A 17996-nucleotide genomic window follows, 5' to 3' on the forward strand; every position below is an offset into this window, starting at 1 on the left:
CGTCCGACCGGGAATCGAGGGGGCTGGCACGCGGATGTCAAACGACGAAAAGGTACTCGAGTACCTCAAGAAGCTCACCGCCGATCTGCGCCAGACGCGTCAGCGCCTCCAGGACGTCGAGGCCAAGAGTCGCGAGCCGATCGCGATCGTCGGTATGAGCTGCCGTTTCCCGGGCGGGGTGAGCTCGCCGGAAGACCTGTGGCGGCTGACGGAGTCGGCGGTGGACGCGGTCTCCGGCTTCCCCACCGACCGAGGCTGGGACCTGGACGGCCTGTACGACCCCGACCCGGATCGCGCGGGCCGGTCGTACGCCCGCGAGGGCGCGTTCATCCCCGATGCCGGCCACTTCGACGCCGGCCTCTTCGGGATCTCGCCGCGTGAGGCGCTGGCGATGGATCCGCAGCAGCGGCTGCTGCTGGAGGCGTCGTGGGAGGCCCTGGAGCGGGCGGGTATCCCGACCGACTCCCTGAAGGGCAGCCGGACCGGTGTGTTCGCAGGACTGATGTCTTCCGACTATGTCTCGCGGCTGCCGGAGGTTCCGGACGAGCTCGAGGGATACGTCGGCATCGGAAGCGCGGCGAGTGTCGCCTCCGGCCGTGTGTCGTACACGCTGGGGCTTGAGGGTCCGGCGGTCACGGTGGATACGGCGTGTTCGTCGTCGTTGGTGGCGTTGCATCTGGCGGTGCAGGCGTTGCGGTCGGGTGAGTGTTCGCTGGCGCTTGCGGGCGGTGTCACGGTGATGGCGACACCCGGCACCTTTGTCCAGTTCTCCCGGCAGCGCGGCCTGGCCGCCGACGGCCGGTGCAAGGCGTTCGCGGCGGGCGCGGACGGCACCGGCTGGGGCGAGGGCGTCGGCATGCTGGTGGTGGAGCGGTTGTCCGATGCTGAGCGGAACGGCCACCGGGTGTTGGCGGTGGTGCGTGGCAGCGCGGTGAATCAGGATGGTGCGTCGAATGGTTTGACGGCGCCGAATGGTCCGTCGCAGCAGCGGGTGATTCGTCAGGCGTTGGCGAATGCGCGGTTGTCGGCGGTGGATGTGGATGCGGTGGAGGCGCACGGTACGGGTACGGCCCTGGGCGATCCGATCGAGGCGCAGGCTCTGCTGGCCACCTATGGTCAGGATCGGGATGGGGACCGGCCGTTGTGGTTGGGTTCGGTGAAGTCGAATATTGGACATACGCAGGCTGCGGCGGGTGTGGCTGGTGTGATCAAGATGGTGATGGCGATGCGGCATGGGGTGCTGCCGCGGACGCTGCATGTGGATGAGCCTTCGCCGCATGTGGATTGGTCTGCCGGTGCGGTGGAGTTGTTGTTGGGGCAGGTGGTGTGGCCGGATGTGGATCGGCCTCGCCGGGCGGGTGTGTCGGCGTTCGGGGTGAGTGGGACGAATGCCCATGTGGTGTTGGAGCAGGCGCCCGAGGTGGTGGAGGGGTCTCGGGACGAGGGTGTTGCGTTGCCTGCGGTGCCGTGGGTGGTGTCGGGTTCGGGTGAGGCGGCGGTGCGGGCTCAGGCGGAGCGGTTGCGGGAGTTTGTGGTGGGTGATCCTGGGTTGGATCCGGTGGATGTGGGGTGGTCGTTGGCGAGTGCGCGTGCCGGGTTGTCGCATCGTGCGGTGGTGGTGGGTGCGGATCGTGATGAGTTGTTGGGTGGGTTGGGTTCGGTGGTGGTGGGTGTTTCGGCTGGTGGTGGGTTGGGTGTGTTGTTTGCTGGTCAGGGGTCGCAGCGGTTGGGGATGGGGCGTGGGTTGTATGAGGTGTATCCGGTGTTCGCTGCGGCGTGGGATGAGGTGTGTGGGGAGCTGGACCGGTATGTGGATCGGTCGGTGGGTGAGGTGGTGTGGGGTGATGATGTTGAGCTGATTGGGGAGACGGCGTATGCGCAGGCGGGGTTGTTTGCGCTTGAGGTGTCGCTGTATCGGCTGATTGCTTCGTGGGGTGTGCGGGCGGATTATCTGCTGGGTCATTCGATTGGTGAGTTGGCTGCGGCTTATGTGGCGGGTGTGTGGTCGTTGGAGGATGCGGCGAGGGTGGTGGCTGCTCGGGGTCGTTTGATGCAGGGGTTGCCGTCGGGTGGGGTGATGGTTGCGGTGGCCGTCTCGGAGGGTGAGGTGCGGGCGCTGTTGACCGATGGGGTGTCGGTTGCGGCGGTGAATGGTCCCGAGTCGGTGGTGATCTCGGGTGATGAGGGTGCGGTTCGGGCGGTTGTGGATGTGTTGGTTGGGCGGGGGGTGCGGGCGCGGCGGTTGCGGGTGAGTCATGCGTTTCATTCGGCTCGTATGGACGGGATGCTCGCGGAGTTCGGCGAGGTCCTGGACGGCGTCGAGTTCCACGCTCCGAGCGTGCCCGTGGTGTCGAATGTGACGGGTGTGGTGGCGGGTGAGGAGCTGTGCTCACCGGAGTACTGGGTGCGGCATGTGCGGGAGACCGTCCGGTTCGCTGATGGGCTGGCGACGTTGCGTGGGCTGGGCGTTGGTTCGTTCCTGGAGCTGGGGCCGGACGGGACGTTGACCGCGCTGGCCGACGGCGATGGTGTGTCGGTGTCGCAGTCGGGTCGTCCCGAACCGACTGCGGTTATGGCGGCTTTGGGCGGGCTGTACGTCCGGGGTGTAGAGGTGGACTGGGGCGCGGTGTTCCCGGGTGCTCGGCGGGTTGATTTGCCGACGTATGCCTTCCAGCGTGAGCGGTTCTGGCTGGAGTCGTCCCCGGTGCAGCCCGCGACGAGCGCCGTGGACGCGGTGTTTTGGGACGCGGTCGAGCGTGGCGATGCGGAGATTCTTGGGGTTGATGCTGAGCAGCCGTTGAGTGCCGCATTGCCTGCCTTGGCGTCGTGGCGGCGAGCGCGTCAGGAAGAGTCGGTCATCGACGCATGGCGGTATCGGCTGACCTGGGCCCCGGTCGTGGGTCCTCCTTCGCAGCTCTCCGGCCTGTGGTTGGTGGTGGTCGAGCCGGATGAGGAGGAGACGGACGTTGTCGCCGCGCTGCGAGGCGCTGGTGCCGAGGTGCGTGTCGTAACGGTCGATGAGCTGGGTGTGGGTCCGGTTGCGGGTGTGGTGTCGTTGTTGTCGGTTGAGGCGACGGTGTCGTTGGTGCGGGGTCTTGTGGCTGTTGGGGGCGATGCGCCGTTGTGGTGTGTCACTCGGGGTGCGGTCTGTGTGGTGGACGGGGATGTGGTGGATCCGTATGCGTCGGCTGTCTGGGGTCTGGGTCGTGTGATCGGGTTGGAGTATCCGGACCGTTGGGGCGGGCTGATCGATCTGCCCACCGCATGGGATGAGCGAACCTCGGATCTGTTGTGCTCGGTGCTTTCGGGCGCCACAGGCGAGGACCACACAGCGATCCGTGGCAACGAGGTGTTGGGCTGTCGTCTGAGCCGGGCGACGACGTCGGGCCCGGGGCCGTCCACTGCCTGGGAAGCGTCGGGGACCGCGCTGATCACTGGTGGAACGGGTGCCCTGGGGAGCCATGTCGCCCGATGGCTCGCGGATACCGGCGTTGAAGAGATCGTGTTGACGAGCCGGCGAGGCGTGGACGCTCCTGGAGCACGGGAACTGGTCGCCGAACTGTCGGCCACGGGTGTATCGACCCGCGTCGTGGCGTGTGATGTGGCCGATCGGAACGCGGTTGCGGAGCTGATCGAGACCATTCCGGATCTTCGCGTGGTTGTGCATGCCGCGGGAGTACCGAGCTGGGGCCCGTTGAGCGCCCTAACCGCGCAGGACCTTCAGGATGGAATGCGGGCCAAGGTCGCGGGAGCCATCCACCTGGATGAGCTGACGCGCGATATGTCCTTGGATGCTTTTGTGCTGTTTTCGTCGGTGGCGGGGGTGTGGGGGAGCGGGAATCAGTCGGCATATGCGGCGGCGAATGCGTTTTTGGATGGGTTGGCGTGGCGGCGTCGTGGCGTTGGGTTGGTGGCGACGTCGGTGGCGTGGGGTATGTGGGGTGGCGGTGGTATGGCGGTTGGTGGTGAGGAGTTTTTGGTTGAGCGTGGTGTGTCGGGGATGGCTGCGGGGTTGGCGGTTGTGGCGTTGGGGCGGGCGTTGTGTGATGGTGAGACGGCGCTTGTGGTGGCGGATGTGGACTGGGAGCGGTTCGGGGCGAGGTTCACCGCGCTGCGTCCGAGCCCTCTGCTGAGCGAACTGATCCCCGACGCCGCCGACTCGGGGGCTCCGCTGGGCGAATTCGCGGCCCGTCTCCAGACCATGTCCGAGGGCGACCGCATGCGCGCGGCCGTCGAGCTGGTGCGCGTTTCGGCCGCGGCGGTGCTGGGGCACCAGGGGCCGGAGGCCATCGACCCCGGCAGGACGTTCCAGGAGATCGGGTTCGACTCGCTGACCGCCGTGGAGTTGCGCAACCGGATCGCCACGGCCACCGGTATCCGACCGCCGGCCACGATGATCTTCGACTATCCGACCCCTGCGGCCCTCGCCGAGTATCTGAGCGTGGAATTGCTCGGTTCGCCGCAGGACAGTGTGCCGCCGATACAGGTGGCCGCACCGGACGACGGTGATCCCATCGTCATCGTCGGCATGAGTTGCCGCTTCCCCGGGAATGTCGAGTCTCCCGAGGACCTGTGGCGGCTGATCGACTCCGACGGCGATGCCATAACGGCCTTCCCGACGGACCGTGGATGGGACCTGACCAGCCTCTACGACACGGCTGCGGGGGAGCCGGGGACGTCGTATGCGCGTGTCGGCGGGTTCGTCCACGGCGCGGGCGAGTTCGACGCCGGGTTCTTCGGGATCTCGCCGCGTGAGGCGCTGGCGATGGATCCGCAGCAGCGGCTGCTGCTGCACGCGGCGTGGGAGGCGTTCGAGCGGGCCGGTATCCCGGCCGCGTCGGTCAGGGGCAGCCGGACAGGAGTGTTCGTCGGAGCCTCCCCGCAGGGCTATGGCGCCGCCGAAGCGTCGGAAGGCTATTTCCTCACCGGTAGTTCGGGCAGCGTCATTTCGGGTCGGGTGTCGTACACGCTGGGGCTTGAGGGTCCGGCGGTGACGGTGGATACGGCGTGTTCGTCGTCGTTGGTGGCGTTGCATCTGGCGGTGCAGGCGTTGCGGTCGGGTGAGTGCTCGCTGGCGCTCGCGGGCGGTGTCACGGTGATGGCGACACCCACTGCTTTCGTGGAGTTCTCGCGTCAGCGTGGGCTGGCCGCTGATGGCCGGTGCAAGTCCTTTGCCGCTGGTGCGGATGGGACGGGTTGGTCGGAGGGTGTGGGGCTGCTGTTGGTGGAGCGGTTGTCGGATGCTGAGCGGAATGGGCATCCGGTGCTGGCCGTTGTCTCCGGCTCCGCAGTGAATCAAGACGGTGCGTCGAATGGTTTGACGGCGCCGAATGGTCCGTCGCAGCAGCGGGTGATTCGTCAGGCGCTGGCGAACGCGGGGTTGTCGGCGGTGGACGTGGATGCGGTGGAGGCGCATGGTACGGGCACGGCGCTGGGTGATCCGATCGAGGCACAGGCGTTGTTGGCCACCTATGGGCAGGGTCGGGATGTGGATCGGCCGCTGTGGTTGGGTTCGGTGAAGTCGAATATTGGTCATACGCAGGCTGCGGCGGGTGTGGCTGGTGTGATCAAGATGGTGATGGCGATGCGGCATGGGGTGTTGCCGCGAACGCTGCATGTGGATGAGCCCTCCCCGCACGTGGACTGGTCGTCCGGAGCGGTCGAGTTGTTGAGGGGAAGGGCTGCTTGGCCGGAGATGAATCGGCCGCGTCGGGCGGGCGTGTCGTCGTTCGGGGTGAGCGGGACGAACGCGCATGTGGTGTTGGAGCAGGCGCCTGAGACGGTGGAGGGGTCTCGGGGCGAGGGTGTTGCGCTGCCTGCGGTGCCGTGGGTGGTGTCGGGTGTGGGTGAGGTGGCGGTGCGGGCGCAGGTGGAGCGGTTGCGGGAGTTTGTGGACCGGAATGCGGATCTGGATCCGGTGGATGTGGGGTGGTCTTTGGTGGCCGCTCGGTCTGTGTTGTCGCATCGTGCGGTGGTGGTGGGTGGGGATCGTGATGAGTTGTTGGGTGGGTTGGGTTCGGTGGTGGTGGGTGTTTCGGCTGGTGGTGGGTTGGGTGTGTTGTTTGCGGGTCAGGGGTCGCAGCGGTTGGGGATGGGGCGTGGGTTGTATGAGGCGTATCCGGTGTTCGCTGTGGCGTGGGATGAGGTGTGCGCTCAGCTGGACCGGTATGTGGATCGGTCGGTGGGTGAGGTGGTGTGGGGTGATGATGCTGAGTTGATCGGGGAGACGGCGTATACGCAGGCGGGGTTGTTTGCGCTTGAGGTGTCGCTGTTCGCGTTGGTGTCCTCGTGGGGTGTGCGGGCGGATTACCTGCTGGGCCATTCGATTGGTGAGTTGGCTGCGGCTTATGTGGCGGGTGTGTGGTCGTTGGAGGATGCGGCCAAGGTGGTGGCTGCTCGGGGTCGTCTGATGCAGGCGCTGCCGCCGGGCGGGGCGATGGTTGCGGTGGCGGCGTCGGAGGGTGAGGTGCGGGGGTTGCTGACCGATGGGGTGGCGGTTGCGGCGGTGAATGGTCCCGAGTCGGTGGTGATCTCGGGCGATGAGGGTGCGGTTCAGGCGGTTGTGGATGTGTTGGTTGGGCGTGGGGTGCGGACGCGGCGGTTGCGGGTGAGTCATGCGTTTCATTCGGCTCGTATGGACGGGATGCTCGCGGAGTTCGGCGAGGTCCTGGACGGTGTCGAGTTCCACGCTCCGAGCCTGCCGGTGGTGTCGAATGTGACGGGTGTGGTGGCGGGTGAGGAGTTGTGCTCGCCGGAGTACTGGGTGCGTCATGTGCGGGAGACGGTCCGGTTCGCCGATGGGCTGGACACCCTCCGCGAGCTGGGTGTTGGTTCATTCCTGGAGCTGGGCCCCGATGGCACGTTGGCGGCACTGACCGATGGCGATGGGCTGCCGGTCCTGCGCCGGGATCGTCCGGAGCCTCTGTCCGTCATGGCTGCTCTGGGTGGGTTGTATGTCCGGGGCGTGGAGGTGGACTGGGACGCGGTGTTCCCGGGTGCTCGGCGGGTTGATTTGCCGACGTATGCCTTCCAGCGTGAGCGGTTCTGGTTGGAACCGGCCGCTGATGAGCCCACGACGAGCGCGGTCGACGCGGCGTTCTGGGCTGCGGTCGAACGCGGGGACCTCGGATCGTTCGGTATCGACACCGAGCAGCCGCTCAGTACCGCACTGCCCGCCCTTTCGTCCTGGCGCCGCCGTCACCAGGAGAGGTCACTGGTCGAGTCCTGGCGGTACCGCCTCGACTGGTCCCCGATCGGGGCCGTTTCTGAGCTGCCGACTCTGCGCGGTACGTGGCTGGTGGTAGGCGACACCGGAGACGAGGTGGCTGCCGTGTTGCGGGCCGCGGGGGCCGATGCGCGGGCTGTGACGACGGCGGAACTGGGCGAGGTCGCGGCTGCGGGTGTGGTGTCGTTGTTGCCGGTCGAGGCGACGGTGTCACTGGTGCAGGCACTGGGGACGGCCGGGATCGATGCGCCGTTGTGGTGTGTGACTCGGGGTGCGGTGTCGGTGGTGGATGAGGATGTGGTGGATCCGGTTCAGTCGGGGGTGTGGGGTCTTGGGCGGGTGATTGGGCTGGAGTATCCGGATCGTTGGGGTGGTCTGGTTGATCTTCCGGGGGTTGTGGATGAGGAGGCTGGGGTGTGGTTGTGTCGGGTGTTGGGTGGGGGTACGGGGGAGGATCAGGTTGCGGTTCGTGGTGGTGGGGCGTGGGGTGCCCGGTTGGTTCGGGTGGTGGGTTCGGGGTCGGCTGGGTCGGTTGTGTGGCGGGGTGGGGGGTCGGCGTTGGTGACGGGTGGTACGGGTGCGTTGGGTGGTCATGTGGCGCGTTGGCTGGCGGGTGCGGGTGTGGAGAACATTGTGCTGGTGAGTCGTCGGGGGTTGGCTGCGCCTGGTGTGTTGGGGTTGGTGGCGGAGTTGGAGGGGTTGGGTGCTGTGGTTCGGGTGGTGGGGTGTGATGTGGGGGATCGGGATCAGGTGGTGGGGTTGTTGGAGGGGATTGTGGATTTGCGGGTGGTGGTGCATGCGGCGGGTGTGCTGGATGACGGTGTGTTGGAGTCGTTTTCGGCTGGGCGGGTTGGTGAGGTGTGGCGGGTCAAGGTTGAGGGTGCGTTGTATTTGGATGAGTTGACCCGGGGTCGGGATCTGGATGCTTTTGTGTTGTTTTCTTCGGCTGCGGGGACTGTGGGTAGTGCGGGTCAGGGGAGTTATGCGGCGGCTAATGCTGCTCTGGATGGGTTGGCTTGGCGGCGGCGGGCGCAGGGGTTGGTGGCCACGTCGGTGGCGTGGGGTGCCTGGGCCGACAGTGGCATGGGGGCCGGGCACACACGGACCATGGCACCACGGCTGGCGCTGGCTGCCCTTCAGCGAGCGTTGGACGACGATGAGACCGCACTGATGATCGCGGACATCGACTGGGAGCAGTTCGGCTCGCGGTTCGGCGCGGTGCGGCCCAGTCCGCTGCTTGGCGAGTTGCTGGGTGGCGCCGCTCGTTCCACGCCCGCGGTGGGCGAGTTCGCCGACCGGCTACGGTCCCTCCCCCCGGCCGAGCGGGAGCGAACCGTCCTTGAACTCGTACGTGGCCAGGTGGCCATCGTTCTGGGACATGCCACCCCGGCGGCGATCGATACCGCAGCGACATTCCAGTCAACCGGTTTCGACTCCCTGACCGCGGTCGAACTCCGCAATCGGCTCATGGCGGCCACCGGAGTGCAGACACCCACCTCGGTCGTTTTCGACTACCCCACGCCGGAACTTCTCGCCGGCCACCTGCGGGAGCAACTGCTCGGGGCAGGATCGGCAGCCTTCTCGACGACGGTCGCCACGACCCCGGTGGCTGACGACCCGATTGCGATCATCGGCATGAGCTGCCGATTCCCTGGTGGTGTCGACTCGCCCGAAGAGCTCTGGCGGCTCCTGGAGTCGGGGACGGATGCCATTTCCGCCTTCCCACAGGACCGCGGCTGGGACCTGGCCGGAGGGGCCGATGACGCGTCGGTCCGGGCGGGTGGCTTCCTCTACACGGCGGCCGAGTTCGACCCCGCGTTCTTCGGGATCTCGCCGCGTGAGGCGATCGCGATGGATCCGCAGCAGCGGCTGCTGTTGGAGGCTTCGTGGGAGGTCTTCGAGCGGGCCGGGATCGCCGCGGACGCGTTGCGGGGCAGCCCCACCGGGGTGTTCGTCGGCACCAACGGCCAGGATTACGCCGCCCTCGTCGGTAACGCGCCACAGCGTGCGGACGGCCATCTGGCCACCGGCAGCGCGGCGAGCGTGGCCTCCGGCCGACTGTCCTACACCTTCGGGCTCGAGGGCCCGGCCATCACCGTGGACACCGCGTGTTCGTCGTCGTTGGTGGCCATGCACCTGGCCGCGCAGGCGCTGCGCTCGGGCGAATGCCGTATGGCCCTTGCGGGCGGCGCCACGGTGATGGCCACGCCCACCGCCTTCGCCGAGTTCTCCCGGCAAGGCGCGTTGGCCGCTGATGGCCGGTGCAAGGCGTTCGCGGCGGGCGCGAACGGCACCGGCTGGGGCGAAGGCGTGGGCATTCTCCTGTTGGAGCGGCTGTCCGACGCCGAACGGAACGGCCACCGGGTGCTGGCGGTGATGCGTGGCTCCGCCGTCAACCAGGACGGTGCCTCGAATGGGCTGACGGCGCCGAACGGTCCCTCGCAGCAGCGGGTGATCCGGCAGGCGCTGGCGAACGCCGGGCTCGCCGCCCGGGACATCGACGCGGTGGAGGCACACGGTACGGGTACGACGCTGGGTGATCCGATTGAGGCGCAGGCTCTGCTGGCCACTTATGGCCAGGACCGGGATGCGGATCGCCCGCTGTGGTTGGGGTCGATCAAGTCCAACATCGGTCACACTCAGGCCGCTGCCGGTGTCGCCGGTGTGATCAAGATGGTTATGGCTATGGGCCATGGTGTGCTGCCGCAGAGTCTGCACATCGACGAGCCCACTCCTCATGTGGACTGGGCAGCCGGACGGATCGCACTGCTCGCCGAACCGTCCCCCTGGCCTGAGACGGGAGCGCCGCGACGCGCCGGAGTCTCCTCCTTCGGCGTGAGTGGCACCAACGCGCATGTGATCCTCGAACAGGCATCTGCGGTAGCCGAAGTCGAGGAAACCGAGACGGCGCGAACGCCCGAACCGTCAGCTGTTCCGTGGGTGCTCTCGGCAGGGAGCGAAGCGGGGCTGCGGGCGCATGCCCTCCGGCTTCGGTCCTTCATAAGCGCCGATGCTGATCTGCGTCCGGTGGATGTCGGTTGGTCGCTGGTCTCGACCCGCGCGGCCCTGTCCCACCGTGCGGTGGTGGTGGGCGGGGACCGCGATGAACTCGTTCGTGAGCTGGAGGCCGTGGCCGGTGGCAGCGGCACGATCGGTGAGGCTCGCACGCATTCCGGGGTGGTGTTTGTCTTCCCGGGTCAGGGGTCGCAGTGGGTGGGGATGGCGTTGGAGTTGGTGGAGTCGTCTTCGGTGTTTGCGGGGCGGTTGGGTGAGTGTGCGGAGGCGTTGGGCCCGTTTGTCGAGTGGTCGTTGTTCGATGTGTTGGGTGATGAGGTGGCGTTGGAGCGGGTGGATGTGGTGCAGCCGGTGTTGTGGGCGGTGATGGTGTCGTTGGCGGAGTTGTGGCGTTCGTTTGGTGTGGTGCCGTCGGTGGTGGTGGGGCATTCGCAGGGTGAGATTGCGGCGGCGTGTGTGGCGGGTGCGTTGTCGTTGGAGGACGGTGCCCGGGTGGTGGCGTTGCGGAGCAGGGTGTTGCTGGCTCTGTCGGGCCGGGGTGGCATGGTGTCCGTTCCGGTGTCCGCCGACCGGCTCCGCGACCGCCCCGGACTGTCGGTGGCGGCGGTGAATGGTCCGGTGTCGACGGTGGTGTCGGGGCCGGTTGAGGTGCTGGATGCGGTGTTGGAGGAGTTCCCGGAGGCCAAGCGGATCCCTGTGGACTATGCCTCGCATTCGGTGCAGGTGGAGGAGATCCAGCGGGAGCTGGCGGAGGCGTTGGCGTCGGTCCGGCCGCGTACGGGTGAGGTGCCGTTCTATTCGACGGTGACGGGGCGGCTGATGGACACCGTCGAGTTGGATGGGGAGTACTGGTATCGGAATTTGCGTGAGACGGTGGAGTTCCGGTCCGCGGTCGAAGGGCTGCTGGAGCTTGGTCATACGGTGTTTGTCGAGGCCAGTCCGCATCCGGTGCTGACCATCGGCATCCAGGACACCGCCGACGCCACCGACACCACCCACACCGACATCCTCGTCACCGGATCGCTACGCCGCGACGACGGCGGTCCGGCGCGCTTCCTCACCGCGCTGGCCGAGCTGTTCGTACGAGGGGTGGCGACGGACTGGCGGCAGGCGTTCGAAGGGACCGGCGCCCGGCATGTCGACTTGCCGACCTACCCCTTCCAGCGGGAGCGCTTCTGGGTCGAGCCCACCGCCCCAGGCGTGGTCCGGGACACTGATGCCACCACCGCGGACGGCGACTTCTGGGCGGCCGTCGAGCGCGAAGACACCGCATCGCTGGCGGCCACCTTGCAGGTCGACGGCGAGTCGCTGGGTGACCTGCTACCCGCCTTGTCTGCCTGGCGCCGCCGGCGGCACGAGCGGTCCGCGCTGGAAGCCATTCGGTACCAGGTCAACTGGAAGCCGCTTGTCGACGACCGGCCCGTGACGTTGTCGGGCGTTTGGCTCGTGGTGGTTTCCCAGGCTGACGCCGACCATGAGTGGGTCTCCGGCGTAACTGAGATGCTCGCTGAACACGGGGCCGAGCCAGTGGTGTGCCTGGTGGACGAGCGGCACCTGGATCGTGCCGTGTTGGCCGACCGGCTGACGAGCATGACCGATACGAGCAGCAGGACCAGCACAAGCAGCCCAAGCGGCACGACGGGCCCGGCGAGCATCAGCGGCGTGGTGTCGCTGGCCGCCCTGGACCAGCGGCCGCACCCGGACTTCGCCTCCGTGCCCATCGGTTTCGCGATGACGGTGCTGCTGACTCAGGCGTTGGACGACGCATGTGTGGAGGCACCGCTGTGGAGTCTGACCCAATCCGCCGTATCCACCGGGCCCGCTGACATCCTCCTCACGCCCGCGCCCGCATCCGCGCAGGCACTGGTGTGGGGCGTCGGCCGAGTGATCGCGCTTGAGCAGCCCCGGCGCTGGGGCGGGCTCATCGACCTGCCGACCGAGGCGAACACGAGGTCACGGGCACGGCTGGCAAGGGTCCTGTCAGGCGTTTCGGGCGAGGACCAGGTCGCGATCCGGGCGGTGGGGGCCTTCGGGCGCAGGCTCGCCCATGCCCTCGCGTTGCGGACCGACCTGCCGTCCTGGCAGCCGAGTGGGACCGTACTGGTCACCGGAGGCACCGGAGCGCTGGGTGGCCATATCGCGCGGTGGCTGGCACACCAGGGCGCGGAGCACCTCGTGCTGACCAGTCGGCGCGGCATGGCCGCGCCCGGGGCGTCCGAGCTCGTCGCGGACCTGGAAGCGGCCGGAGCGACGGTGACCGTTGCCGTGTGCGACGTGGCCGAGCGTGCCCAACTGGCCGAGCTGGTGGCCGAGGTCGGCCCGCTGACGGCTGTTGTGCACACAGCCGCTTTGCTGGACGACGCGACGGTTGACTCCCTGACCACCGAGCAACTGCACCGGGCGCTGCGCGTCAAGGTCGACGGCGCGATGCATCTGCACGAGCTGACCCGCGACATGGAACTGTCCGCGTTCGTGCTCTTCTCCTCCTTGTCCGGGACGGTCGGGACACCAGGGCAGGGCAATTACGCACCGGGCAACGCGTTCCTCGATGCGCTGGCCGAGCACCGTAAGGCCGAGGGCCTGGTGGCGACATCCGTGGCCTGGGGCCTGTGGGCCGGTGGCGGGATGGGAGCGGGCGAAGCGGGCGAGGTGGCCCGGCGGCATGGTGTTCCCGCACTGTCCCCGGAGCTGGCGCTGGTCGCACTGCGTACGGCTGTCGAGCAGGGCGACACGGTGGTCACGGTTGCGGACATCGCATGGGAACGCCACTATGCCGCCTTCACCGCGACGCGGCCCAGCCCCTTGCTGGCCGACCTTCCGGAAGTACGGCGACTCATCGAGGCTGGGGCCGCTGCGGTCGTCGAGGAGACGGACCTGGACCGATCCGGACTCAGGGGGCGCCTGGCCGGACTCGACGAGGCCGAACAGCTACGACTCCTCCTCGACTTGGTACGCCGCAATGTCGCGGTGGTGCTCGGGCACACCGACCCGGGAGCCGTGCCGTCCCACCGTGTCTTCCAGGAGCTCGGCTTCGACTCCGTGACGGCGGTCGAATTCCGCAACCGGCTGGGTGCCGCAACCGGTTTGCGGCTCCCGGCGACCGCCGTATTCGACTACCCGACCCCGCTCGCCCTCGCGGAGTACGCGCGGTCGGAACTGCTGGGAACGGCCGGAGAGTCCCTGCGCGCCGAGCCGAGCGGCTCCCTCGTGGACGACGATCCGATCGTGATCGTAGGAATGAGCTGCCGCTTCCCCGGCGGGGTGAGCTCGCCGGAGGACCTGTGGAACTTCCTCGCCGAGGGCGGGGACGCGATGTCGGCGTTCCCTGGGGACCGTGGCTGGGACCTGGCCGGTCTCTTTCACAGCGACCCTGGCCACCCGGGGACCTCGTACACCCGGACGGGCGGCTTCGTCCATGACGCGACCGAGTTCGACGCCGACTTCTTCGGTATCTCGCCGCGTGAAGCGGTCGCGATGGATCCGCAGCAGCGGCTGCTGCTGGAGGCATCGTGGGAGGCGTTCGAACGGGCGGGGATCGATCCTCGGTCGCTGCGGGGCAGCGAGACCGGAGTGTTCGCCGGCACCAATGGTCAGGACTACGTCAGCCTTTTGGGCGGAGACCAGCCGCAGGAGTTCGAAGGCCATGTGGGAACGGGTAATTCGGCGTCGGTGATGTCCGGCCGGATCGCCTATGTTCTGGGCCTCGAGGGCCCGGCGCTGACCGTGGATACGGCGTGTTCGTCGTCGTTGGTGGCGTTGCATCTGGCGGTGCAGGCGTTGCGGTCGGGTGAGTGTTCGCTGGCGCTTGCGGGCGGTGTCACGGTGATGGCGACACCGGGATTGTTCGTGGAGTTCTCGCGCCAGCGCGGCCTGGCCGCCGACGGTCGGTGCAAGGCGTTCGCGGGGGCCGCTGACGGCACTGGTTTCTCCGAGGGCGTGGGGATGCTGGTGGTGGAGCGGTTGTCGGATGCTGAGCGGAACGGTCACCGGGTGTTGGCGGTGGTGTGTGGTTCGGCGGTGAATCAGGATGGTGCGTCGAATGGTTTGACGGCGCCGAATGGTCCGTCGCAGCAGCGGGTGATTCGTCAGGCGTTGGCGAGTGCGGGGTTGTCGGCGGTGGATGTGGATGCGGTGGAGGCGCATGGGACGGGTACGGCGCTGGGTGATCCGATCGAGGCGCAGGCGTTGTTGGCCACTTATGGTCAGGGTCGGGATGGGGATCGGCCGCTGTGGTTGGGTTCGGTGAAGTCGAATATTGGTCATACGCAGGCTGCGGCGGGTGTGGCTGGTGTGATCAAGATGGTGATGGCGATGCGGCATGGGGTGCTGCCGCGAACGCTGCACGTGGATGAGCCCTCCCCGCATGTGGACTGGTCTGCCGGTGCGGTGGAGTTGCTGACGGGGCAGGTGGTGTGGCCGGAGGTGGATCGGCCGCGTCGGGCGGGTGTGTCGGCGTTCGGGGTGAGTGGGACGAACGCGCATGTGGTGCTGGAGCAGGCGCCTGAAGTAACGGAGCCTGAGGCTGAACGCGCGGAACTGCCTGCGGTGCCGTGGGTGGTGTCGGGTGTGGGTGAGGTGGCGGTGCGGGCGCAGGTGGAGCGGTTGCGGGAGTTTGTGGATCGGAATGTGGATCTGGATCCGGTGGATGTGGGGTGGTCGTTGGTGGCCGCTCGGTCTGTGTTGTCGCATCGTGCGGTGGTGGTGGGTGCGGATCGTGATGAGTTGTTGTGTGGGTTGGGTTCGGTGGTGGTGGGTGTTTCGGCCGGTGGTGGGTTGGGTGTGTTGTTTGCGGGTCAGGGGTCGCAGCGGTTGGGGATGGGGCGTGGGTTGTATGAGGTGTATCCGGTGTTCGCTGCGGCGTGGGATGAGGTGTGCGCTCAGCTGGACCGGTATCTGGATCGGTCGGTGGGTGAGGTGGTGTGGGGTGATGATGCTGAGCTGATCGGGGAGACGGCGTATACGCAGGCGGGACTGTTTGCGCTTGAGGTGGCGCTGTATCGGCTGATCGCTTCGTGGGGTGTGCGGGCGGATTATCTGCTGGGTCATTCGATTGGTGAGTTGGCCGCGGCTTATGTGGCGGGTGTGTGGTCGTTGGAGGATGCGGCGAGGGTGGTGGTTGCTCGGGGTCGTTTGATGCAGGGGTTGCCGTCGGGTGGGGTGATGGTTGCGGTGGCCGTGTCGGAGGGTGAGGTGCGGGCGCTGTTGACCGATGGGGTGTCGGTTGCGGCGGTGAATGGTCCCGAGTCGGTGGTGCTGTCTGGTGAGGAGGGTGCGGTTCAGGCGGTTGTGGATGTGTTGGTTGGGCGTGGGGTGCGGACGCGGCGGTTGCGGGTGAGTCATGCGTTTCATTCGGCTCGTATGGACGGGATGCTCGCCGAGTTCGGCGAGGTCCTGGACGGTGTCGAGTTCCACGCTCCGAGCGTGCCCGTGGTGTCGAATGTGACGGGTGTGGTGGCGGGTGAGGAGTTGTGCTCACCGGAGTACTGGGTGCGGCATGTGCGGGAGACCGTCCGGTTCGCCGATGGACTGGCCACGCTCCGCGAGCTGGGTGTTGGTTCATTCCTGGAGCTGGGACCTGACGGCACGCTGACGGGCTTGGCCGATGGCGATGGTGTGCCGGTCCTGCGCCGGGATCGTCCGGAACCCGTGTCCGTCATGGCTGCTCTGGGTGGGTTGTATGTCCGGGGTGTTGAGGTGGACTGGGGCGGGGTGTTCCCGGGTGCTCGGCGGGTTGATTTGCCGACGTATGCCTTCCAGCGTGAGCGGTTCTGGCTGGAGCCGTCCTCGGTGCAGCCCACCACGAGCGCCGTGGACGTGGCGTTCTGGGACGTGGTCGAGCGCGGGGACGCCCAAGCGCTCGGGGTCGATGTTGAGCAGCCGCTGAGTGCCGCGTTGCCTGCCTTGGCGTCGTGGCGGAGGGCGCGCCAGGAAGAGTCGGTCATCGATGGGTGGCGTTACCGACTCGGCTGGACGCCGATCCCGGCGGTGTCCGGGGAGTCCGGCCTCACCGGCACCTGGCTGTTGGTGGTCGAGCCGGGTACGGACGGTACCGATGTGGCCGCTGCGTTGCGGTCGGCCGGGGCCGATGTCGAGGTCGTAACGGTCGATGAGCTGGGTGTGGGTCCGGTTGCGGGTGTGGTGTCGTTGTTGTCGGTTGAGGCGACGGTGTCGCTGGTGCGGGGTCTTGTGGCTGTTGGGGGCGATGCGCCGTTGTGGTGTGTCACTCGGGGTGCGGTCTGTGTGGTGGACGGGGATGTGGTGGATCCGTATGCGTCGGCTGTCTGGGGTCTGGGTCGTGTGATCGGGTTGGAGCATCCAGACCGTTGGGGCGGGCTGATCGACCTGCCCATGGAGGCGGATGCGCCTGTGGGCGCGTTGCTGGCCGGGGTTCTCGCCGGGCACACCGGGGAGGATCAGGTGGCAATCCGTACCGCCGGGGCGTGGGGTGCCCGGCTGGCCCGGGCGACGCCAGGGACGGACACGTTCGCCGCGTGGCGTGGTCGAGGAGCCGCCTTGATCACCGGAGGTACGGGTGCGTTGGGCGGCCATGTGGCGCGCTGGTTGTCGGGAACCGGGGTGGAGCACATCGTGCTGACGAGCCGCCGGGGGATGGCGACCCCTGGTGCGACCGAGCTGGTGACCGAGCTGGAGGAGCTCGGAGTCCAGGTGACGGTGGCCGCATGTGATGTCGCCGATCGGGACGCGGTCGCGACCCTGCTGGCCACCATCCCCGATCTCCGAGTCGTCGTGCATGCCGCGGGGGTGCCGAGCTGGGGCGCCTTGGACAGCCTGACACCCGATGAGTTCGAGGAGAGCGTCCGGTCGAAGGTTGCCGGGGCGGCGAACCTGGACGCGCTCCTGGCGGACACCGAACTGGATGCCTTTGTGTTGTTTTCGTCGGTGGCGGGGGTGTGGGGGAGCGGGAGTCAGTCGGCGTATGCGGCGGCGAATGCGTTTTTGGATGGGTTGGCGTGGCGGCGTCGTGGTGTTGGGTTGGTGGCGACGTCGGTGGCGTGGGGTATGTGGGGTGGCGGTGGTATGGCGGTTGGTGGTGAGGAGTTTTTGGTTGAGCGTGGTGTGTCGGGGATGGCTCCGGGGTCGGCGGTTGTGGCGTTGGGGCGGGCGTTGTGTGATGGTGAGACGGCGCTTGTGGTGGCGGATGTGGACTGGGAGCGGTTCGGGTCGCGGTTTACCGCGCTGCGTCCGAGCCCACTGCTGAGCGAACTGATCCCCGACACGTCCGAACCACTAACGCCGACGGTCGGTGCATTTGCTGTTGAGTTGCGCGGATTGTCACGCGAGGACCGGGATCGTACGGTCACGGAGCTCGTACGGGCACATGCTGCCGAGGTGTTGGGCCATCAGAGCCCGACCGCGATCGGCCTCGACCGAACGTTCCAGGAGTTGGGTTTCGACTCGCTGACCGCCGTGGAATTGCGGGACCGGCTCAGTACGGCGACTCAGCTGCGATTCCCGGCCTCCGTGATCTTCGACTATCCGACCCCGGCGGCGCTCGCCGAGCATGTGTGCGGGGCGGCGCTCGGGCTGGCCGAAGAAATACAGATACCGCAAACGCCGAGTGCGGTGGACGACGATCCGATCGTGATCGTCGGGATGAGCTGCCGCTTCCCGGGCGGTGTGGACTCTCCGGAAGCCCTGTGGCGGTTGGTCAGCGTCGGTGACGATGCCGTATCGCCCTTCCCCTCCGACCGTGGGTGGGACCTGGCCGGTGTGTACGACGCCGACGCCACTCGCT

The 17996-nt window shown here is 67.7% G+C and carries 1 protein-coding gene (cut by a window edge); it reads left to right on the plus strand.

Features of this window, described 5'->3' with window-relative positions; genetic code table 11:
- Positions 1–34: 34 nt before the first annotated feature.
- Positions 35–17996 carry the 5' portion of a type I polyketide synthase gene (locus tag AB0E24_RS40740; protein WP_359384701.1) on the plus strand. Its footprint extends 15866 nt past the window's final position, so the window shows 17962 of its 33828 coding nt (coding positions 1–17962); the start codon lies at positions 35–37; the stop codon falls past the right edge of the window.

It is taken from the genome of Streptomyces malaysiensis subsp. malaysiensis (assembly GCF_040653035.1).
Classification (GTDB): domain Bacteria; phylum Actinomycetota; class Actinomycetes; order Streptomycetales; family Streptomycetaceae; genus Streptomyces; species Streptomyces malaysiensis.